A 20,786-nucleotide genomic window follows, 5' to 3' on the forward strand; every position below is an offset into this window, starting at 1 on the left:
TCGTTTCACTCGTTCCCTGCTCACCGATACTTTCAGTCCGATTACCGCCATCCGGGCTAACGAAGGGGTTCACCGTGCCTGAGGGAGTGCTGGAGATCGACGCGGTCTCCAAGCGCTACGGGGAGGTCGTCGCCCTGCGGGACATGTCTTTCGACGTGCGCGCCGGCGAGCTCTTCGGATTCGTCGGAAGCAACGGCGCCGGGAAGACCACGACCATGCGCATCGCGCTGGGCGTGCTCTCGGCCGACTCCGGCGAGGTGCGGTGGAACGGCAGAACCGTCGACCTCGACACCCGGCGCCGGATCGGCTACATGCCGGAGGAGCGCGGTCTCTACCCGCGCATGAAGGTGCTCGACCAGCTCGTCTACCTGGCCGAGCTGCACGGCATGAGCACCAACGAGGCCCACACGAGCGCGGAGAACTGGATCGCGCGCCTCGGGCTGCGCGATCGCCGCGCGGACGAGGTGCAGCGGCTGAGCCTCGGCAACCAGCAGCGCGTCCAGCTGGCCGCCGCGCTGGTGCACGAGCCGGACGTGCTGGTGCTCGACGAGCCGTTCTCCGGTCTCGACCCGGTGGCGGTGGACGTGATGAGCCAGGTGCTGCGCGAGAAGGCGTCCGCCGGGGTGCCCGTGGTGTTCTCGAGCCACCAGCTCGACCTGGTGGAACGGCTGTGCGACCGGGTCGGCATCGTCAGCGCCGGTTCGATGGTCGCGGTCGGAACGGTGGACGAACTCCGGTCGGGTGGCACCCCGCGTCTGGTCGTGGAGTCGCCAACGACCGGGTGGACTGCCAGTCTGGACGGTGTGCGGGTGATCGAGAAGAACGGGACGCGCTGCGTGCTCGAACTCGCCGACGGCGTGGACGACCAGGCGGTGCTGCACGCGGCACTCGCGGCAGGTCCCGTGCACGAGTTCTCCCGGCAGCGCCCGTCGCTGACCGAGCTGTTCCGCAACGTGGTGACCACCGAGGGCAGGAGCGCATGACGTCGGCCCGAGCTGTTTCGTTGGTGGCCAAGCGCGAGTTCGTCACGAAGGTCCGCACCAGGTCGTTCCTGATCGGCACGGCGGTGATCATCGCCGTGCTCGCCGGGTACGTGGTGCTGCAGTCGGTCCTGTTCGACGACCAGCAGCGCAGTGTCGTCGGGTTGAGCGGCCAGGCGACGCAGCTCGCGGATCCGTTGCGGGAGAAGGCGAGGGCCTTCGGCATCGACCTGGAGACCCGTGACGTCACGACGGCGGGCAACGCCGAGCAGGAGGTCCGCGACGGCGGACTGGACGCCCTGGTGACCGGTGCGCCGCCGGAGCTGAAGATGATCGTCAAGGGCTCCGGCGACGAGATCCTGACGACGGCGTTGAACGACGTGCTGCGGCAGCAGGTGCTGATCGCGCAACTCGCCGAGTCGGGCACCACCCCGCAGGAGGTCGCGCAGAGCCTCGCGAACGTCAAGGTGGACGTCACCGCGCTGGAACCCGTTGACCCGCAACGAGGTCAGCGCCTCGCGATCGGGTTGATCGTGGCCGCGCTGCTGTACTACTCGCTGCTGGTCTACGGCACGATGGTCGCGCAGGGCGTGGTCGAGGAGAAGTCGAGCCGGGTCGTGGAGATCCTGCTCGCGACCGTGCGGCCGTGGCAGTTGTTGCTGGGCAAGGTGATCGGGCTCGGCGCGGTCGGCCTGCTCCAGTTGCTGGTGATCTCCACCGTCGGTCTCGGGTTGTCGTCCGCCTTCGACGTCGTGGACGTCGGCGCACTCGGCGGTGCGGCCCTGCTGACCGGTGTGCTCTGGTACCTGCTCGGTTTCTTCCTGTACGCCACCGTGTTCGCGGCGGCCGCGTCGCTGGTGTCGCGGCAGGAGGAACTGCAGTCGGTGCTGACGCCGATCAGCATGACGATCATCGTGGCGTTCGTGGCCGGCATCAACCTGATGATCGGCAGTCCGTCCGGTCCCACCGTGACGGTGCTGTCGATGCTGCCGCCGTTCGCCCCGATCCTGATGCCGGGACGGATGGCACTGGGTGTCGCCCCGGCCTGGCAGGTGGTGCTCTCGGTCGTGCTGGCCCTGCTCGCCATCGCGGCGATCACGTGGCTGGGCGGGAAGGTCTACGCGAACGCCGTGCTGCGGACCGGCGCTCGCGTCAAGCTCCGCGAGGCGCTCAAGCTTTGATGGCCTGGTAGCGGTCGAGCGCCACCTGGCGTTCGACCGCGTGATCGACGATCGGCGTCAGGTCCGGCGAGTCCGGCGCGTACTTGCGCACGTAGGCGCCGTCCGGGTCGAACTTCTTGGCCTGTGTCATGGGGTTGAAGACGCGGAAGAACGGCGAGGCGTCCGTACCGCTGCCCGCGACCCACTGCCAGTTGTGCTGGTTCGAGGCGATGTCGCCGTCGATCAGGTGCTGCATGAAGTGCCGCGCGCCCCACCACCACGGCAGGTGCAGGTCCTTGACCAGGAAGCTCGCGACGATCATGCGCACCCGGTTGTGCATGAACCCTTCCTGCAGCAGCTGCCGCATGCCGGCGTCGACGATCGGGAAGCCGGTGTGCCCTTCCTTCCAGGCCTCGAACAGCTCCTTGTCGTCGTCGTGTTCCATGCGGTCGAACCTGCGGTCGTAGTTCTCCCGCGCGGTCTCCGGCTTGTGCCACAGCACGTCGGCGTAGAACTCACGCCAGGCGAGCTCGCTGCGGAACGTTCCGTCACAGTCCTGCAGCAGCGTCCGCGGGTGCAGCACGCCCCACCTCAGGAACGCCGACATCCTGCTGGTCGCGTCCATGTCGGGGCGGTCGCGGGTGGTGTCGTAGTCCTCCAGGCGTTCGTCGCGGAACTCCTCCCAGAGCTTCAAGGCGTCCGGCAGTTTCTCCTCGACGGCCGGGATCTTCGTGCTGTGCTTCGGTTCGATCCAGTCCAGAGTGGACGCGTCGGTGTCCGCGGGCTTGCGCCAGCCGTGGTCCAGCCAGGCGTTGCGGAACGGCGTGAAGACCTTGAACGGCGTGCCGTCCTGCTTGCGCACCCGGCCCGGCGTCACGGCGTAGGGCGAGCCGGAACGGACGAGTTCGATGTCCCCCAACGCTTCCTCGACGGCTTCGTCCCTCTCACGTCCGTACGGCGCGCAGTCCGCGGTGATGTGGACGCTCTCCGAGCCGATTTCCTTCGCGACGCGCGGAACCGTCTTCACCGGATCGCCGTGCACGACCATCAACCGGCCGCCCAGCTCGTCGTTCAACGCGTGCAAACAGCGGTGCAGGAAATCGATTCGCGGCTGGCCGGACGGTTTCAGCAACCTGTCGTCGAGAACGAACAACGCGAGTGCGCGAGGTGATCTTTCCGCGGCGGCGAGAATGGCGGGATGATCGGATGTCCGCAAATCGCGGCGGAACCAGACGAGCGACGGGGAAGAACTCACCACTCGACGCTAAAGCGAGCGGGACGGGTCTGCACAACGAACGGCGAGCGCCTGTAACCCGATCGCGTAGGCAACCTCGCGCGAGTCGGTGAGCAGCGGCAACACCAACTCGAGGTCCGCGCGATGCCGCGCGAGCACGGCGGCCCGCTTCGAGTCGAGGCCTCCGCCGCGGAGCACGACCTGCGCACAGGCCGCGATGTCCGCGTCCAGCAGCACGAACCAGACATCGGCCACGTCCACCGAACGCAAGCGGGGCGGAAACGGCCGCTCCACGTGAGCCGCGTACAGCTGTTCCAGCGTCTCGGACACCACTCCCCCTGAAACAGCGCGAAGGCGCGCCACCCAGCGGGTGACGCGCCTTCGGCCTATGAGAAGAACTAGCCCGTGATCAGCGGTTTTCCATCGCGATGAAGTCGCGCTCCGTCGGGCCGGTGTAGATCTGCCGCGGACGGCCGATCTTCGTGGCCGGGTCGTTGATCATCTCGCGCCAGTGCGCGATCCAGCCGGGGAGCCGGCCGAGCGCGAACAGCACGGTGAAGAACTTGGTCGGGAAGCCCATCGCCCGGTAGATCAGACCCGTGTAGAAGTCCACGTTCGGGTAGAGCTTGCGGGAGATGAAGTAGTCGTCGCTCAGAGCGGCTTCTTCCAGCTGCTTCGCGATGTCGAGCAGCTGGTCGTCGGCGCCGAGCTTGCCGAGGATCTCGTCGGCCGTCTTCTTGATGATCGCGGCGCGCGGGTCGTAGTTCTTGTAGACCCGGTGGCCGAAGCCCATCAGGCGGACGCCGTCCTCCTTGTTCTTCACCTTGTTGACGAACGACTGCACGTCGCCGCCGTCGTTCTTGATCTTCTCCAGCATCTCCAGCACCGCGCTGTTCGCGCCGCCGTGCAGCGGGCCGAACAGGGCGTTGATGCCCGCGGAGATGGACGCGAAGAGGTTCGCCTCGGAGGAGCCGACCAGGCGCACGGTCGACGTGGAGCAGTTCTGCTCGTGGTCGGCGTGCAAGATGAAGAGCAGGTCGAGGGCGCGGACCAGGTCCGGGTCGAGGTCGTAGGCCTCCGCCGGGAACCCGAAGGTCATCCGCAGGAAGTTCTCCACCAGGCCAAGCGAGTTGTCCGGGTAGAGGAACGGCTGGCCGACCGACTTCTTGTACGCGTAGGCCGCGATGGTCGGCAGCTTGGCGAGAAGGCGGATCGTGGAGATCTCCACCTGGTTCGCGTCGAACGGCGACAGCGAGTCCTGGTAGAAGGTCGACAGCGCGGACACCGCGGAGGAGAGCACCGGCATCGGGTGCGCGTCGCGCGGGAAGCCGTCGAAGAAGCGCTTGAGGTCCTCGTGCAGCAGCGTGTGCCTGCTGATCTTGGAGGTGAAGTCCTCGAGCTGGGCGGCGGTCGGCAGCTCACCGTAGATCAGGAGGTAGCTGACCTCCGCGAAGTTCGAACGCGCGGCCAACTGCTCGATCGGGTACCCGCGGTAACGCAGAATTCCAGCGTCACCGTCGATGTAGGTGATCTCGGAGGAGCAGGAGGCCGTGTTGACGAAACCGGTGTCCAGGGTTACCAGACCGGTGGTCGACAGCAGCTTGCCGAGATCGATGCCGGACGCGCCTTCGGACGCCCGCACCACCTTCATCTCGAGCTCTGCGTCCCCGTGGCGCAGCGCGACGGTCTGTGGGTCGGTCGGCGCAGTCGTCGCGTCGGGCATTCAAGTCCCTCTCAACGCTCGGACGGGGTGGCGGCAGGCCACGCTGGGCCAGCCGTCGTCTCGGACCACCCCGTTGGGATCTGAGTCTTCAAGTCCACTCACGCTAGTCGGCGGAAGGCCCGCCTCGCAGCAGCGGTGTGAACCGATTCTGAGAGATGGGACCGGCATCACATTCGCAATGCCAGTTTCTAGCGCGGCTACCCCACGGTAGTCCGATCCTCCGTTTTATCCACCCAACGCGGCGGTGAGTTCGCTCGCAAAGGGCGGTTCGGCACCCGCACGGGAACATGTGATCGCGGCGGCCGCACCGGCATACGTCAATGCGGCGGTCCATTCATCCGTGGAGAGCCCGCGGATCTTCTCTGCGCTCAACGCATCGTGGTCGTGCAGCCACGCGAGCAGGGCGCCTTGCACCGTGTCGCCCGCCCCGATCGTGTCGACCACGTCCACCTTCACGGGTGGCACGTCGACCTGTCCGGTGGCGGTGATCACTGACAGACCTTCGCCACCTTTCGTCAGGACGACGGCGGCGGGTCCCTGTGAAATCCACGTCCTTGCGATCTCGATCACGTCGCCGTCCTCGGCGAGCCACCGCGCGTCCTCGACGGACGCCTTCAACAGCCCGACGTCCGGCAGCCACGACCGGAAACGCGCCCGGTATGCGCCCGGATCGTGGATCAGGCCTGCCCGGATGTTGGGGTCGAGCACTGTGAGCAAGCGCTTGCTCTCGCGTCGCAGCACCGTCTCGTAGACCGAGGCACCGGGCTCCAGCACCAACGACAACGTGCCGAACGACACGGCCTTCGTCCCGGCGGGCAGCGGACCGGGGTCCTCGACGAGCCGGTCGGCGGTGCCGTCGACGTAGAACGAGTAGCGCGCCGACCCGTCGTCGGCCAGCCCGACGACGGCGAGCGTGGTGTTCTCCTGTCCACGTTGGACCAGATCCGTGGCGACCTTCGAGGCGTGCAGCCGTTTGATCAGCTGCTCGCCGAAGTGGTCGGTCGAGACGCGCGACAGGAAGCCCGTCGGCACGTCGAGCCGGCCGAGCGCGACGGCCACGTTGTACGGTCCGCCGCCCAGCTTGGGCGCGAGCGGCGTGAGCTCGTCGTCCCCCACCGGCACCATGTCGACCAGGGCCTCACCAGCAACCACGATCACGCGCTCTACTCCTTCTGGGAAGCACCACTCCGCTGGAGCCCATCCAACAACAGTTCGCCCAGTGCGGTGAACGCCTCAGCGTCCGAAACGCCTGCCCGTTTCGTGAGGACACCGGTCTGGATGCTCTCGATGAGCAGACCGGCCATCTCGGCGAACAACGTGGCGTGCACCTCGCGGAACACGTGCCGCTCGACGCCGTCCTGGATGAACGCCTTGATGCGCTCGGCCGCGGCGCGCGCGTTGCGTTCGTACGTCGCGCGGGTGGGTGGGAAGTCCGACACGTCCGCGATGAACGCCGCCGAGGCCTTGTTCAGCTCCTCCGCCGCGCCCGCGAGGTAGCTGCCGATGCGTTTGCGCACGTCGCTGAGGCCCGCGATGCGCTTCTCGATGCGCTCGGCCGCGCCCTTGAAGTACCGGCCGACGACCCTGACCGCCAGCTGTTCCTTGCTGCCGGCGAGGGCGTACAGCGTCGATTTCGAGCAGTGCAGCCTGCCCGCGATGTCATCCAGGGTGAGATGTCCGAAGCCCTCGGTGAGGAACAACGCCTCCAACCGGGTGAGCAGCTCGGCCTGCCGCTGCGTGAGCGCCCGCGTCATTCTGAACTTCTTTCGTGGGTACCTGGGCCTTCAGGCCGGCGAGAAAACGAACGCCCTGCGGAGCAGGGCGAGGTGCGGCGATCGGCAGCCAAGGCTGAATCGCTGCGCTCGTATGACACCTTTGCCGCACGTTCACAACCAGTACCGTGTGAGCCGTGTCGTTTGGACCCGTCAAGCGGGCGTTCAAATACCGCTTCTACCCGACAGCATCGCAGGCTGCGGAGCTGTCGCGCACGTTCGGGTGTGTCCGCAAGGTGTACAACCTGGCGTTGCAGGCGCGCACGGAAGCGTGGACGCTGCGCCAGCAGCGGGTCAGCTACAACACCACATCGGCCATGTTGACCGAGTGGAAGAAGACCGGGGATCTGGCCTTCCTGGGCGAGGTGTCCTGCGTACCACTGCAGCAAACGCTGCGACACCTCCAGACCGCGTTCACCAGCTTCTGGGCCGGACGCACCCGGTACCCCAGGTTCAAGTCGCGCAAGAAGTCCCGCTCGTCGGCGGAGTACACCTGCTCGGCGTTCCGGTTCCGTGACGGCGTGGTGACGCTGGCGAAGATGACCGAGCCGCTCGACATCGTGTGGTCGCGGCCGCTGCCCGAGGGAGCGGCGCCTTCCAGGGTGACCGTGTCGCGGGACTCGGCCGGGCGATGGTTCGTGTCTTTGCTGTGCGAGGACCCCGGGGTGACGGCGCTTCCCACCGCCGGGTCGGCGGTGGGCATCGACGCCGGTCTCGACCACCTGCTGACCCTGTCGACCGGGGAGAGGATCTCCAACCCGCGACACGAACGCTGCGAACGGAAACGTCTGGTCAAGGCTCAGCGGGCCCTGTGCCGCAAGCAGAACGGCAGCAACAACCGGGCCAAAGCCCGCGTCAAGGTCGCCCGCATCCACGCCAAGATCTCCGACCGACGGCAGGACTCCCTGCACAAGATCACCACTCGGCTCGTGCGCGAGAACCAAACGCTCGTGGTCGAGGACCTGACCGTGTCCAACATGGTCAGGAACCGGAGGCTCGCCCGCGCCATCAGCGACGCGGGCTGGCGACAGTTCCGAACCATGCTCGAATACAAGGCAGCCTGGTACGGACGGGACCTGATCACTGTTGATCGCTGGTTCCCGTCGTCCAAGCTGTGCTCGGCCTGCGGCGCGCTCGCGGCGGCGATGCCGCTGCGGGTGCGCACGTGGACCTGTGTCTGCGGTGCGACCCATGACCGGGACGTGAACGCCGCACGCAACATTCTGGCCGCCGGGCTGGCGGTGTCGGTCTGTGGAGCCGACGTAAGACCTCAACGGAGTACTCCGGGCGGGCAGTCGGTGACGAAGCAGAAACCCCGCGGCGTGAGCCGTAGGACGTCCTCGTTCACGAGGCACAGGAAGCCAAGTGACGACCCTGCCACATTCACTGGCTGCTGTACTGCACAACGCACTAGAGTACAGCTACCAGTACACACCGGAGGTCGACGATGCCCGCCGAGCGGTTGCTCCCCACGCAAGAGGCCGAGGACCTGATCGCGCTGGTCAAGGAGATCGCGCGGGACGAACTGAAGCCCCACGCCGCGGACGCGGAGGAGAACGAGAAGTTCCCCCGCGACGCGTTCCGCCTGCTGGGCAGGTCAGGTCTGCTCGGCCTGCCGTACCCCGAGGAGTTCGGCGGCGGCGAGCAGCCCTACGAGGTCTACCTGCAGGCACTGGAAGAGGTCGCCTCCGCGTGGATGACGGTCGCCGTGGGCCTCTCCGTGCACGTGATGTCCTGCTACGGCCTGGCCACCTTCGGCACCCGCGAACAGCAGGACCGCTGGCTGCCCGAGATGCTCGAAGGCGAACTGCTCGGCGGCTACGCCCTCTCCGAGGTCCAGGCGGGCTCGGACCCGGCGGCCATGTCGACCAGGGCCGTCCGCAAGGGCTCCGAGTACGTCGTGAACGGCACCAAGGCGTGGATCACGCACGCCGGCGCCGCCGACTTCTACACCCTGATGGCCCGCACGTCCCCCGACGCGGGCCGCGGCATCTCCTGCTTCCTCGCCCCCGGTGAGGCCCAGGGCATCGTCGCCGCCACGCCGGAACGCAAGATGGGCCTGACCGGCTCCATCACCGCGCAGCTGGCGTTCGACGACGTGCGCTTCGGCACCGACCGCCTGATCGGCAACGAGGGCGACGGCCTCAAGATCGCACTGTCCGCTTTGGACTCCGGCCGTCTCGGCATCGCCGCCTGCGCGGTGGGCCTGGCCCAGGCCGCCCTCGACGAGGCGGTCGCCTACGCCAAGACCCGCACGCAGTTCGGCCGCCCGATCATCGAGTTCCAGGGCCTGGAGTTCCTCCTGGCGGACATGGCCGCGGCCGTCGAGTCGGCCCGCGCCACCTACATCTCGGCCGCGCGCCGCCGCGACCGCGGGCTGCCGTTCCGCCAGCAGGCGTCGATCGCCAAGCTCATCGCCACGGACGCGGCGATGAAGGTGACGACCGACGCCGTTCAGGTGCTCGGCGGCGCGGGCTACACCCGCGACTTCCCGGTCGAGCGCTACATGCGCGAGGCCAAGGTCCTGCAGATCTTCGAGGGCACCAACCAGATCCAGCGCCTCGTCATCGGCAGGGGCTTGCGCTAGACGCTCTCCCGGTAGAAGGGGTCGGCGACGACCCCTTCACCCTTGCGCTCGTCGAACGTGTAGACCTCGCGACCCTCGACGAAGACGTGCAGCGCCCGGCTCATCACGTCGAGCGGGTCCCCCGACCAGATCACCACGTCGCCGTCCAGTCCGGGCTTCAGCGCTCCGACCCGGTCGTCCAGCCCCATGATCCGCGCCGGGTTCGTCGTGATCGACCGCAGCGCGACGTCGCTGTCCAGTCCTTCCTTCACCGCCAGGGTGGCCTGGTGCACCAGGAAGTTGATCGGCACGACGGGGTGGTCGGTCGTGATCGCCAGTTCCACGCCTGCCCGCGCCAGGATGCCGGGGTTGCGCAGGCCCCGGTTCCGAAGCTCCACTTTGGACCGGGTGGTGAACAGCGGCCCGATGATCACCGGGATCTGCTTGTCCGCGATGACGTCCGCGATCAGGTGGCCCTCGGTGCCGTGGTTGAGGATCAGCCTGTACCCGAACTCCTCCGACAACCTGATCGCCGTGGCGATGTCGTCGGCCCGGTGCGCGTGCTGGCACCACGGCAGCTCGCCACTGAGGACCTTGCCCAGGATCTCCAGCGTGGTGTTGCGGTCGAACGCCTTGCCGTCGGCTTCGGCCTCGGCCTTCTTGGCCAGGTAGTCCTGCGCCTTGGTCAGCTCGTCCCGGATGACCGCCGCGACGCCCTGCCGCGTGGACGGCAGCTTGCCCTTGTCGCCGTAGACCCGCTTCGGGTTCTCGCCCAGCGCGCTCTTCACGCTGACCGGTTCCCTGACGAGCATCTCGTCGACGGTCCGCCCCCAGCACTTCACCGCGACCGTCTGGCCGCCGATGGGGTTGCCGGAGCCCGGCTTGATCACCGCGGTCGTGACACCGCCGCTGAGCGCGTCACCGAACCCGAGGTCGGCGGGGTTGATCGCGTCGAGCGCCCGCATCCGGGCACCGACGGGATCGGTCATCTCGTTGGTGTCCTGGCCGGCCCACCCCTCGGCCTCCTCGTGGACGCCGATGTGCCCGTGCGCCTCGACGAAGCCGGGCAGCACCCAGGCCCCGTCCGCGTCGACGACCTCGACGCCGTCCGGAATGTCGACGTCCGCACCGACCGCGACGATCTTCCCGTCCTGGATGAGGACAGTGCCGCCTTCGACGGGCTCGCCGTCGACGGGCACGACGTAGCCCCCGGTGATCGCGATGTTCATGGTTAGCAACGCTAACGGTTGCCGGGGCCGTCGGCCACCCCGAGAACCTGGCGGGTCAGCTCAACGGCCGAATCCCCCACCGCGCGCCCCAGGACTCCCCGGGAGAGACCCGGATCAGGTCCACTCCGGAGTTCAGGGCGTCCGGCGGGCAGGTCATCGGTTCGACGGCGACGGCCCGGCCCCGGCCGGGGTACGAATCGGGCGTGTAGACCTGAACCCACCGAAACGCCGGATCCGCCCACACCTCGACGCCACCGTCGGGCGAGGCGAGCGTGTGGTGCACCAGCCCGTCCGGGCCCGGCTCGCACCCTCCGAACGGCGTGTCGAGCCGAACCCCGTCCAGCGCCCGCCCCTCCCGGAAGTCGAACTCGGTCCCCTCCACCGGCCGCGCTGCCCCCGAAGGCACCATCCGCTCGGTGTCCAGCGGCAGCACGGTCGTCGCGGCCAGCGTCAAGGTGCACGAATCGGTCGAGGCGTTCCCGGCCCGCGGATAGGGATGCATGCCGACACCGAACGGCGTCGCCACGTCTCCCACGTTCGTGACCCCGTGCGTGACCGTCAGTCCTCGATCATCCAGCGCGTAGGACACCGTGACGTCCAAAGCAGCAGGCCACCCGGCCTGCGGCTCGATCAGCGCCCGCAACGACACCAACGACCCGGTGTGCTCCAGAACTGTCCACGGGCGACGACGAAGCAGCCCGTGAATCGCGTTCCCGCGAGCGGGCTCGGTGACCTCCAGCTGCTGCCGAACCCCGTCCAGGACCCAAGACGCACCGGCGGTCCGGTTGGGCCAGGGCACCAGCACGGCCCCGGCGCTCATCGGCGGCTTCTCGTCCTCACCGAATGTCTCCACATACGGAACCCCGTCCACCTCGAAAGACCGAAGGCCCGCGCCTACAGTCGTGATCACGGCGGTGGCACCCTCGTACGAGATCCCCAACATGAGGCTGAAGCCTACGGGGCCAGCGGAAGGATTTGCCCATGAAGGTTCATCACCTCAACTGCGCCACGATGAGGCCGCCCCTGGTCGCGGGCGGGATCGTGGCCCACTGCCTGCTGATCGAGACCGACCAGGGCCTGACCCTCGTCGACACGGGCTTCGGCACGCACGAGGTGAGCGACCCGAAGGCGACGATCGACCCGCTGAGCCGCAAGCTGCTCAAGCCGGCGCTCGACATCACCGAGACGGCGATCAGTCAGATCGAGCGGCGCGGCTACACGGCCGACGACGTGCGGCACGTCCTGCTGACCCACCTCGACCTGGACCACGCGGGCGGGCTGCGCGACTTCCCCAAGGCCACCGTGCACGTGCTGGACGCGGAACTGGAAGCCGCGACGAACCCCAAGGGCACCAAAGAACGGGCCCGGTACCCGAAGGCGCAGCGCGAGGGCGTCACGTTCGAGACGCACAAGGCCGAGGGCGAGGACTGGTTCGGTTTCGAGGCCGTCAGCGCGATCCCGGGCCTGCCGGAGGACGTCCTGATGGTGCCGCTGATCGGCCACACCCGCGGCCACACGGGCATCGCCGTGAAGGGCGACAACGGCTGGCTGCTGCACGCCGGCGACGCGTACTTCTACCGCGGCGAGGTCGAGACGCCGCCCAGCAACATCTTCGCGCTCAAGCTCACCGCCAAGCAGACCGAGACGATCCGCGAGCAGCGTCTGTCCAATGTGGAACGCCTGAGGGAACTCAAGGCGCAGGGCGAGGTCGAGGTGTTCTGCGCGCACGACCCGGTCGAACTGGCGCGCCTGGCGTGACGTTCATCCACCGCATCCGCCTCGACCAGGTCGACGACACGCACCGCTACCCGTTCACGCTCCCGGTCGTCGGGCACCTGATCAGGCACCCGCTGGAGCTCAAGCGCCCCATCACGTTCCTGACCGGGGACAACGGCTCGGGCAAGTCCACCCTGGTCGAGGCGATCGCGGTGGCAGCCGGCTTCAACGCCGAGGGCGGCACCCAGTCGTTCCGCTTCGCGACGAAGGCGACCGAGTCGTCACTGGGCGACTACCTGATCCTGAGCTGGGGCACCAGAAAGCCCCGCACGGGGTTCTTCCTGCGCGCCGAGTCGTTCTACAACGTCGCCACCGAGATCGACCGGATCGGCCAGGGGATTCACGCGTCGTACGGCGGAAAGTCGTTGCACGAGCGTTCACACGGCGAGAGCTTCATCGACCTGATGACGCACCGGTTCGGCAGCAAAGGCCTCTACGTGCTGGACGAGCCGGAGGCCGCGCTGTCCGTCAAGGGCTGCCTCACGGTCCTGAGGCGCATGCACGAACTCGTCGAAGAAGGTTCGCAGTTCATCATCGCCACGCACTCGCCGATCCTGCTCGCGGCACCGAACTCCACGATCCTGGAGATCACCGACACGATCGACGAAATCGACTACGACACAGCGGAACCGGTCCGGCTCACCCGCAACTTCCTGGGTGAACCGGACCGGTTCCTGAAGCACCTGCTGGAGTAGCTACTTGCCGAGTTTCTCCGGGTGGGTCTCCACCTTGCCGTGCAGCACGCGGTTGATGCCCCACAGCACCAGACCGGCCAGCAACAGCCAGCCCGCGATCTTGTAGTCGTCCGCCGGACGTCCGGACGTCCACGGGATCGCGAGGTACGCACACGTGATCGCGCCGAGCACCGGCGCCCACGTGGGCGCCCGGAAGTGCTTGTGCTCGGAAGGCTCCCGGCGCAGCACGAGGCACGCGACGTTGACGATGGTGAAGACGATCAGCAGCAGCAACGACGTCGTGCCGCCGAGCTTGCCGATGTCCGCGGTCGACACGAGGATCACCGCGACGCCGGTCGTGAAGACGATCGAGATCCACGGCGTGCGGCGGAACGGGTGCACGGCGCCGAAGAACTTCGGGATGATCTTCTCGTTCGCCATGCCGTACAGCAGACGCGACGCCATCAGCATGTTGATCAGGGCCGAGTTGATGACGGCCAGCAGACCGATCAACGCGAAGATCCACAGCGGGAAGCCGGGCGCGCCGACGGTGACGACCTTCAGCAACGCGCTGCTGCCTGCCTTCGCGAGCTCGTCGGACGGGATCAGCAGCGACGACGTGATCGCGACGAGCACGTAGATCAGGGCCGCGATGCCCATGCCCCACAGCATCGCGCGCGGGAAGATCTTGACCGGGTTGCGGCACTCCTCGGCCATGTTGACCGAGTCCTCGAAGCCGACCATCGCGAAGAACGCGAGTGCCGTGGCCGAGGTGACCGCGAGCACCACGTTGCTGCCGGACGGGACGTGGATGTCGGTGAGCCTGCCGGGGTCTCCGTCGCCGTTGATGACGGCCCACGCGCCGATCAGGATGATGATCACCAGACCGGACAGCTCGATGCAGGTCAGCACCACGTTGGCCTTGACCGACTCGGACACTCCGCGGAAGTTGATGATCGCCAGCGCCGCGATGAAGACGATCGCGATACCGGTGATCGCCAGCGACTCCGGACTGAGCGCGACGTCGAAGAACTCCACCAGCAGCTGCCGCAGGTACGTGCGGCCGAACGCCAGGGCCGCCGACGACGCCGACGTGATGCCGGAGCACATGACCGCGAACGCGACCATGAACGTCAGGAAGTGGATCCCGAACGCCTTGTTCGTGTACAGCGCGGCGCCGGCGGCTCTGGGGTACTTGCCGACGAGTTCGAGGTAGCTGAACGCGGTCAGGAACGCCACCACGAACGCGAGCAGGAAGGGCAGCCAGAGAGCGCCGCCGATCTTGCCTGCCACGTTGCCGGTGAGGGCGTAGATGCCGGTCCCGAGGATGTCGCCGACGACGAAGAACAGCAGCAGCTTCGGGCCGATTGCCCGATGTAGCTCTGGTTGCTCCGTTTGTGGAGTCGCTTCAGCCATGCCCGAAGATTCTGCCCGTTGTGCCTGGCCACCAGCATGAACGGACGCCTACCTCACCCAATTGGTGTAACAATTCCCGCATGGGAGTTCGACTGAAACTCGCGATCGTCGCCGCCGTGACGCTGACCGCCTGCTCGTCCCCGACACCTGCCGAGAACAACTCCCAGCACCGCGACGTGAAGAGCATCATCGCCGCGGTGACCAAGTCGATCAACGAGAAGGGGACCTACCGCTTCAGCATCACGCCACCCCCGACGGGAGGCGGCGTGCGGGCCCCGTCCAGCGGGTCGATCCGGCTGGGCGGCGAGGTCCCGAGCATGGACGCGACCACCACCCGTCCCGTGCAGACCGACGGCGAGGCGGTCGAACTGAGGCTGCTCTCGACGACGAAGGACACCGCGTTCGTGAAGCTGCCCGCCACCGTCTTCGGCCTGCCCGCCGACAAGCCCTGGGTGAAGCTGGACCGCAAAGCGGACGACGACTTCACCACGACGGTGCTCGGCTTCCACGACGTCGTCTACCAGCAGGCCGCCTTCACGACGTACCACCTGCCGGTGATGGAGGCGGGCGGCGAGCTCAAGCTGACCGCGGAGATCAACGGCCACACGCGCTACTCGATCGCCGTCGACTACCAGAAGGCCTACGACACCCTGAAGGACGAGGCCCTGCGCGCCGAGGTCAAGCTCGCCCTCGACCAGAAGGTCCCCGGCTCCACCGGTGAGATCGAACTGGACGAGAACGGCCTGCCGGTGCGCATCACGTTCGTCACCCAGTTCCAGGGCGCGCAGATCGTCGACGAGGCCCGCTTCTCGGACTGGGGCGGCGAGGTGAAGATCAGCGAGCCGAACCCGGCCGAGATCAGCTCGCGGAACTGACGCGGTAGCGCCAGATCGCCGGCAGCAGCGCCACCATCGCGACGGACGCCACGACCACCAGCAGTCCACCGACCGACACCGCCGCGGCCGTGCCGAACGCGGCGCCACCCGTGCCGTGCAACAGGTCCGCGATGCGCGGCCCACCCGCGACGACGACGATGAAGACGCCCTGCATCCGTCCGCGCATCTCGTCCGTCGCGGCCGACTGCAGGATCGCGCCGCGGAACGCCATCGACACCATGTCCGCCGCGCCCGCCAGCGCCAGGAATCCCGCCGCGACCCAGATCGACCCGGCAAGACCGAAGCCCATGATCGCCAGGCCCCAGCCGACCACAGCGAGCGTCAGCGCGACCCCGTGGCGACTGACGTTCGAGATCCACCCGGACGTGAGCCCGCAGATCACCGCACCGACCGGAATCGCCGCGAACAGCACGCCGAGCGCGAACCCACCACCGGCCGGGTCGCCGAACGTGTGCTGGGCCATCTCCGGGAACAGCGCCCGCGGCATGCCGAACACCATCGCGATGATGTCCAGCAGCATGCTCGCCATCAGCACCTTCTGCGCCCACAGGTACGTGAAGCCGGCCAGCACGTCCCGCAGCCCGGCGCGCCGCACCACCCCGTCCAGCGGCGGCATCGCGGGCAGCTTCCACACCGCGTAGACCGTCACGACGAGCGCGATGGCGTCCACCAGGTACAACGTCGAAAGCCCGACGATCGGCATGAACGCACCCGCGAGCAACGGCCCGAGGACCGCGCCGAACTGCATGACGGTCGACCCGAGCGCACCGGCCGACGGCAGCAGCTCCGCCGGCACGAGCCGGGCGATGGAGGCCTGTCGCGCCGGCGCGTTGGCCGCGAAGAACACCTGCTGCAGGCCGAGCAACGCGATCACCAGCCACACCGAGCCGATGTTCATCGCGGCCTGCGCCCACAGCAGCACCGACGAGACGGCGATGCCGATGTTCGTGACGAGCAACAGCTTGCGACGGTCGACCGTGTCCGCGATCGCGCCGCCCCACAGCCCGAAGACCAGCAGCGGAACAAGCGCGACACCAGCGGCGATACCCACCCACGCGGACGAGCCGGTGAGGTCGTAGACCTGCTTGGGCACAGCAACGGCGGTGAGCTGGGAGCCCACCGCCGTCACGATCGTGGAGAGCCACAACCGGCGATACGCGACGATCTTCAACGGACGAGTGTCGATCACGAACGTCGAGCGCGCGCTTCTCCCCACAGTGGCCACTTGGTTAGCCTATGGCAACTAACAAGCGCTTCATGTGATTGTGTCGCCAACACCACTCGTCAGAGGCGGACCGGGTACACCGGCTCCGGCACCTTCGGGCTGATCCGCCCTTCGACGAAGATCCCGTGCCAGATCATGAAGCACAGCACGGACCACAGCTGCCGGCTCCGGTCGAACTGCTCGGACTTGTGCTCGGCGAGCAGGTCCAGCACCGCGTTCTTGTCGAGCAGGTGCCCGGTCTGCGAGTCGTTGATGATCCCGCGGGCCCAGTCGTACATCTCGGCCCGCAACCAGTGCCGGATCGGCACCGGGAACCCGAGCTTGGGCCGGTTGAGCACGTGCGCCGGAATGATCTTCGCCAACGCCTTGCGCAGCGCGAACTTGGTCGTGCCTTCAGTCAGCTTCTGGTCGAGCGGCACCTCGGACGCGACCCGGAACACCTCAGGATCGAGGAACGGCACGCGCAGCTCGATCGAGTTCGCCATGGTCACCTTGTCGGCCTTGACCAGGATGTCGCCGCGCAACCACGTGTAGAGGTCGATGTGCTGCATGCGCGCAACGGGATCCCAGTCCTCCGACTCGCGGTACCAAGGCGCCGTGACGTCCTTGAAGCCAATCCCCTCGACATAGCCGGGGAACACCGCACGCACCTGCGCATCACTGAAGTTGCGCGCGTTGCCGTAGTACCTGTCCTCCAGCCGAAGCGCCCCACGCCGCAACAGATCCTTGCCGCGCACACCCTCCGGAATGGACTTCGACACAGCGCCCATCAACTTCCGAACGCCACCAGGCACCTTCTCGAACGGCGCCAACGACAGCGGCTCGTGATAGATCACGTACCCACCGAACAGCTCGTCCGCACCCTCACCGGACAGCACGGCCTTCACGTACTTACGCGCTTCCTTCGCGATGAAGTACAACGGCACCAACGCCGGGTCCGCCACCGGGTCGTCGAGGTACCAGAGGATGAGAGGCAGCTCCTCCATCATCTCGTCGGCCGACACGGTCCTCACCACGTGCCGCACCCCGATGGCCGCCGCAGTCTCAGCGGCAACATCGACCTCCGAGTACCCGTCACGATCAAACCCGCTGGTGAACGCGATGAGGTTCGGGTTGTGCAGCTTCGCCAACGTCGCAGTAGCCGTGGAGTCGATACCGCCGGACAGGAACGCACCGACCGTGACGTCCGGGTCAGAAATCATGTGCTTGGACACCGAGTCGCGCATCACGTCGGCAATGCGCTCGTACAGCGCCTCAGCCTCGTGCGCCCCGTTGACCGGCCGGGGGTTGAACACGGGCTTGAAGTACCGGTTGAACAGCACCTGCCCACCCGGCGACACCTTGAACGACGTCCCGGACTCAACCCGCCGAATCGCCTTGTGCAACGACTCGGGCTCCGGCACGTACTGCAACACCAGGTAGTGCTGCAACGCCGTCTGGTCCAGCTCCTGACTGATGCCGAGAACCCCGGTCAGCTGCAGCAAGCTCTTCTTCTCGGACGAGAACCCGACCCCGCCAGGCCCAGCGGCCCAGTACAACGGCTTGATCCCGAACGGATCGCGAGCGCCGAAAACCACCCGCTCCTGCGCGTCCCAGATCATGAACGCGAACATGCCGCGCAACATCTTGACCCAGTCAGCACCGAGGTAGTGATAACCAGCGACGATGGCCTCACCATCACCCTTGGTCTTGAACTGGGCCCCGAACTTCCGCATGAGCTCCGAACGAAGCTCCTTGTAGTTGTAGATCTCGCCGTTGAAGTTCAACGTGTACCGCGTCGGGTTCTCCGGCGGCCCCCACACCAGCGGCTGGTGCGAGTGCTCAAGATCGATGAAACCAAGCCGGTTGAACCCGTAGACGACCTCAGCATCAGCCCAGGTGTCCTGCTCGTCGGGCCCACGGTGCCGCTGGCAGCGCAGCGCTGCGGCCACAGAGGCACGCGCGGAGACCGCAGCTGCTTCGGTGGAACAGATGAGTCCGAGCACTCCGCACACGTGAAATCGCACCTCGTAGCTAGCTGTTGCTGAAATCCCAGTATGCCGAAGCCGGGATCGGACATTCTCCGCAGCCTGAGGACGCCTGACTCACCGGTCAGGTTCCGCCCCACAGCACCCCCACTCGCCCGCGAAGCCGAAGGCGAGCCGTCCTACCGAGCGGGCCCGGCGGTGGGTCCCGTCACGAGTCGCACCACAGCTCCTGCTGCACCTGAGGGGTGAGGTCAAGTCGACACGCTTTTCGTCGACTTGACCTCACCCCTCAGGTGTGGCCCGCTCCTGGTGCGACTCGTGACGGGACCCACCGCCAACGCAACCCTCAAAGCAACAGGCAGCCGCCCAAAGCAACAGGCGTGCCATCAACCCGCCCGTGGCGCGGACCCCCCGATCAGATTGCCGGGGGTCTGGGGGCAGAGCCCCCAGGGAAAGCACCCAAGGCGACCCGCCGCCCGCAAGGTGACCACGCTGACGCAGGCGTCCCCCCGATCCGGGAACCCCTACAACTCAACCTGCTCAGCACCCCCGACAAGATCAGCAGACAGCAAAAGGGGCGCCTCCCGCCCACAGGAGACACCCCATCCGCAAAAGCCCTGATCCGGCGAAGCCCTGATCCGGCAAACCCCTACGGAGCAACCCGCTCCAAGCTCCACCCGTCCCGACCATCCCGGAACCGCAACCGGTCATGCATCCGATCCCGCCGCCCCTGCCAGAACTCGACCTCTTCAGGCCGAATCCGCCACCCACCCCAATGCGGCGGCACAGGAATCTTCTCGGTGTCGGCGAACTGCCGCTCGATCTTGTGAAGAGCAGAATCCAAAGTGGACCGCCCGGTCACAACCCGGGACTGAGGCGAAGCCCAGGCCCCGATCTGCGACCCCCGCGGCCGCGAGTTCCAGTACTCAGCGGTCTCCACGGGCCCGACCTTCTCCACAACCCCACGCACGTGAGCCTGCCGCTGCATCGCGAACCACGGGAAGGTGGCCGACGCGTAGCGAGTAGCCATCAGATCGTGCGACTTGTTGGACGTGTAGTTCGTGAAGAACACGAGACCACGCGAATCCAACCCCTTCGCCAACACGGTCCGCGACGAAGGGCGGCCCTTCACGTCGGTCGTGGCGAGCACCATCGCGTTGGGCTCGGCAAGACCGGCGTTGGTCGCGTCGTCCAGCCACAGCTGGAGCTGTTCGTGCCAGGTGGCGGCAAGCTCCGACTCGCTGAGCGAGCCCTGCTCGTAGGACACGCGCATCGCCGGTAGTGCGATGTTCGTGGTCTCCGTCATCGGCGAACCTCCAAGCGGCGGGCAGAACTCGTGGTCCCTGGACCCGCGACCATACGCACGGCGAACGGATCCCGAAACCGCCTGCGCGGTGATGACCACCACCTGAACGGTGACTGTCCGTGCAAAGAACAGTTCTGGATCGAGCTCGTGATCGAATCAGACGGCATCGAGCACGCGTGTGACGGTGACCACGTCATCACCCAGTGCGGTGGCAAGAGTTCCGCCTGCTGCCAACGGAACGACGCTCCACCACTCCCCGCCGTCCGAACCGCGCACCGCCGAGTCCAGCACCACCTCGGTGCCGACGACCCGCTTGCCCGCCAGCCCGGCGGACGAGGCGTCGGCCGCGGGATCACCCACGACCAGTTGCTGGTGCAACAACGGCGTGCCACAACGGGTTGCGCGCATCGTCGAGGACAACGTGCCCGGCTTCTCGTCGGCCCGGCCGAGCACCAGGACCTCGCGGGTTCGCAACTGTGCGTGACCGTCCAATTCGGCCTCCACCACCGCGGTGTGACGCGCACGGCTCGTCACGACGGTCGGTTCCGGCAGGTAGGACACGGTTCCCTCGACCAAGAACCGCACGACCGACGAAGAGGCCGCGCCGGACGAACCGGGCAGCAACAGGGTCGCCGCAACACCTCGAAGCTCAAGCGAGGCTCCAGGACCGACTTCGACGGTCAGGGACAACGAATCGCCGCCCAACGGCGCGGTGACCGAAGAAACCAGGTGCACCAAGGCAACCGGCCCCACCCGCCGGTGCGGCACCAATGTCAACGGTGTCATCGACCGCAGCACTCGCACGACGCTGTTGCCGTGCGAGTCCAAGGTGACCACCAGCCGTGCCGCTGCCTTCACAGAA

The 20,786-nt window shown here is 67.2% G+C and carries 19 protein-coding genes; 7 read left to right on the forward strand and 12 right to left on the reverse strand.

Translation table 11 applies throughout. The features are described 5' to 3' along the window. Positions 1-74 precede the first annotated feature (74 nt). Together SK854_RS15210 and SK854_RS15215 are read left to right on the forward strand one after the other, a co-directional pair. A complete protein-coding gene (locus tag SK854_RS15210; protein ID WP_319975742.1) occupies positions 75-983 on the forward strand; it encodes an ABC transporter ATP-binding protein in 909 nt (302 codons plus the stop codon). Continuing rightward, on the forward strand, positions 980-2,161 hold the full coding sequence (locus tag SK854_RS15215; protein WP_319975743.1) for an ABC transporter permease: 1,182 nt from the start codon (positions 980-982) through the stop codon (positions 2,159-2,161). The genes SK854_RS15210 and SK854_RS15215 overlap by 4 nt, the downstream gene beginning before the upstream one ends. Here the strand turns inward: SK854_RS15215 and SK854_RS15220 are convergent. The 5 genes from SK854_RS15220 to SK854_RS15240 all read right to left on the reverse strand — a co-directional run bounded on the left by SK854_RS15220 (position 2,151) and on the right by SK854_RS15240 (position 6,851). Next, a complete protein-coding gene (locus SK854_RS15220) occupies positions 2,151-3,398 on the reverse strand; it encodes a cryptochrome/photolyase family protein (RefSeq protein WP_319975744.1) in 1,248 nt (415 codons plus the stop codon). The two genes, SK854_RS15215 and SK854_RS15220, sit on opposite strands and share 11 nt — an antisense overlap. Positions 3,399-3,404: 6 nt before the next feature. Next, on the reverse strand, positions 3,405-3,704 hold the full coding sequence (locus SK854_RS15225; RefSeq protein WP_319975745.1) for a hypothetical protein: 300 nt from the start codon (positions 3,702-3,704) through the stop codon (positions 3,405-3,407). Positions 3,705-3,783: 79 nt separating this feature from the next. Next, positions 3,784-5,097 carry a citrate synthase gene (locus tag SK854_RS15230; RefSeq protein WP_090065417.1) on the reverse strand — a complete coding sequence of 438 codons (1,314 nt, stop codon included), beginning with the start codon at positions 5,095-5,097 and terminating at the stop codon, positions 3,784-3,786. Positions 5,098-5,322: 225 nt separating this feature from the next. Continuing rightward, complete coding sequence (locus SK854_RS15235; protein ID WP_319975746.1) at positions 5,323-6,255, reverse strand: carbohydrate kinase family protein; 933 nt, start codon at positions 6,253-6,255, stop codon at positions 5,323-5,325. Positions 6,256-6,260: 5 nt separating this feature from the next. Further along, on the reverse strand, positions 6,261-6,851 hold the full coding sequence (locus tag SK854_RS15240; RefSeq protein WP_319975747.1) for a TetR/AcrR family transcriptional regulator: 591 nt from the start codon (positions 6,849-6,851) through the stop codon (positions 6,261-6,263). A gap of 155 nt (positions 6,852-7,006) precedes the next feature. Here SK854_RS15240 and SK854_RS15245 point away from each other — a divergent pair, with 155 nt between their 5' ends. Then, on the forward strand, positions 7,007-8,362 hold the full coding sequence (locus tag SK854_RS15245) for an RNA-guided endonuclease InsQ/TnpB family protein (RefSeq protein WP_319975748.1): 1,356 nt from the start codon (positions 7,007-7,009) through the stop codon (positions 8,360-8,362). Further along, a complete protein-coding gene (locus tag SK854_RS15250) occupies positions 8,317-9,456 on the forward strand; it encodes an acyl-CoA dehydrogenase family protein (RefSeq protein WP_319975749.1) in 1,140 nt (379 codons plus the stop codon). The genes SK854_RS15245 and SK854_RS15250 overlap by 46 nt, the downstream gene beginning before the upstream one ends. On the opposite strand, the gene SK854_RS15255 is transcribed toward SK854_RS15250, so the two are convergent. Together SK854_RS15255 and SK854_RS15260 are read right to left on the reverse strand one after the other, a co-directional pair. Then, a complete protein-coding gene (locus SK854_RS15255; protein WP_319975750.1) occupies positions 9,453-10,664 on the reverse strand; it encodes an amidohydrolase in 1,212 nt (403 codons plus the stop codon). The genes SK854_RS15250 and SK854_RS15255 overlap by 4 nt on opposite strands. Positions 10,665-10,719: 55 nt before the next feature. After that, positions 10,720-11,607 (reverse strand): aldose 1-epimerase family protein, encoded by an 888-nt coding sequence (locus SK854_RS15260; RefSeq protein ID WP_319975751.1) that lies wholly within the window; start codon positions 11,605-11,607, stop codon positions 10,720-10,722. A 38-nt stretch (positions 11,608-11,645) separates the two neighbouring features. Between SK854_RS15260 and SK854_RS15265 the strand changes: the two genes are divergently transcribed. Together SK854_RS15265 and SK854_RS15270 are read left to right on the forward strand one after the other, a co-directional pair. Continuing rightward, on the forward strand, positions 11,646-12,422 hold the full coding sequence (locus SK854_RS15265) for an MBL fold metallo-hydrolase (protein WP_319975752.1): 777 nt from the start codon (positions 11,646-11,648) through the stop codon (positions 12,420-12,422). Then, complete coding sequence (locus tag SK854_RS15270; protein ID WP_319975753.1) at positions 12,419-13,135, forward strand: AAA family ATPase; 717 nt, start codon at positions 12,419-12,421, stop codon at positions 13,133-13,135. Before SK854_RS15265 ends, SK854_RS15270 begins: the two co-directional genes overlap by 4 nt. On the opposite strand, the gene SK854_RS15275 is transcribed toward SK854_RS15270, so the two are convergent. Continuing rightward, positions 13,136-14,530 carry an APC family permease gene (locus SK854_RS15275; RefSeq protein WP_319975754.1) on the reverse strand — a complete coding sequence of 465 codons (1,395 nt, stop codon included), beginning with the start codon at positions 14,528-14,530 and terminating at the stop codon, positions 13,136-13,138. A gap of 80 nt (positions 14,531-14,610) precedes the next feature. Between SK854_RS15275 and SK854_RS15280 the strand changes: the two genes are divergently transcribed. Then, positions 14,611-15,405, forward strand: a complete 795-nt coding sequence (locus tag SK854_RS15280; RefSeq protein WP_319975755.1) for a hypothetical protein — start codon at positions 14,611-14,613, stop codon at positions 15,403-15,405. Here the strand turns inward: SK854_RS15280 and SK854_RS15285 are convergent. The 4 genes from SK854_RS15285 to SK854_RS15300 all read right to left on the reverse strand — a co-directional run bounded on the left by SK854_RS15285 (position 15,389) and on the right by SK854_RS15300 (position 20,782). After that, on the reverse strand, positions 15,389-16,651 hold the full coding sequence (locus SK854_RS15285; protein WP_319975756.1) for an MFS transporter: 1,263 nt from the start codon (positions 16,649-16,651) through the stop codon (positions 15,389-15,391). The genes SK854_RS15280 and SK854_RS15285 overlap by 17 nt on opposite strands. Before the next feature lie 59 nt (positions 16,652-16,710). Further along, the gene (asnB, locus tag SK854_RS15290) at positions 16,711-18,645 is read right to left on the reverse strand and encodes an asparagine synthase (glutamine-hydrolyzing) (protein WP_319975757.1); all 1,935 of its coding nucleotides are present in this window, start codon (positions 18,643-18,645) and stop codon (positions 16,711-16,713) included. Between the two features lie 622 nt (positions 18,646-19,267). Then, on the reverse strand, positions 19,268-19,924 hold the full coding sequence (gene pdxH / locus SK854_RS15295) for a pyridoxamine 5'-phosphate oxidase (protein ID WP_319975758.1): 657 nt from the start codon (positions 19,922-19,924) through the stop codon (positions 19,268-19,270). Positions 19,925-20,080: 156 nt separating this feature from the next. Then, positions 20,081-20,782 (reverse strand): urease accessory protein UreD, encoded by a 702-nt coding sequence (locus SK854_RS15300; RefSeq protein ID WP_319975759.1) that lies wholly within the window; start codon positions 20,780-20,782, stop codon positions 20,081-20,083. Between the last annotated feature and the right edge of the window lie 4 nt (positions 20,783-20,786).

This window comes from Lentzea sokolovensis (assembly GCF_033949975.1).
Taxonomy (GTDB): Bacteria; Actinomycetota; Actinomycetes; order Mycobacteriales; family Pseudonocardiaceae; genus Lentzea; species Lentzea sokolovensis.

Bases quoted from the DNA above. Each gene is read 5' to 3' on its own strand.
- SK854_RS15215 (WP_319975743.1), top strand. From the start codon at position 980: ATGACGTCGGCCCGAGCTGTTTCGTTGGTGGCCAAGCGCGAGTTCGTC.
- SK854_RS15230 (WP_090065417.1), bottom strand. From the start codon at position 5,097: ATGCCCGACGCGACGACTGCGCCGACCGACCCACAGACCGTCGCGCTG.
- SK854_RS15240 (WP_319975747.1), bottom strand. From the start codon at position 6,851: ATGACGCGGGCGCTCACGCAGCGGCAGGCCGAGCTGCTCACCCGGTTG.
- SK854_RS15250 (WP_319975749.1), top strand. From the start codon at position 8,317: ATGCCCGCCGAGCGGTTGCTCCCCACGCAAGAGGCCGAGGACCTGATC.
- SK854_RS15255 (WP_319975750.1), bottom strand. From the start codon at position 10,664: ATGAACATCGCGATCACCGGGGGCTACGTCGTGCCCGTCGACGGCGAG.
- SK854_RS15260 (WP_319975751.1), bottom strand. From the start codon at position 11,607: ATGTTGGGGATCTCGTACGAGGGTGCCACCGCCGTGATCACGACTGTA.
- SK854_RS15265 (WP_319975752.1), top strand. From the start codon at position 11,646: ATGAAGGTTCATCACCTCAACTGCGCCACGATGAGGCCGCCCCTGGTC.
- SK854_RS15275 (WP_319975754.1), bottom strand. From the start codon at position 14,530: ATGGCTGAAGCGACTCCACAAACGGAGCAACCAGAGCTACATCGGGCA.
- SK854_RS15280 (WP_319975755.1), top strand. From the start codon at position 14,611: ATGGGAGTTCGACTGAAACTCGCGATCGTCGCCGCCGTGACGCTGACC.
- pdxH (WP_319975758.1), bottom strand. From the start codon at position 19,924: ATGACGGAGACCACGAACATCGCACTACCGGCGATGCGCGTGTCCTAC.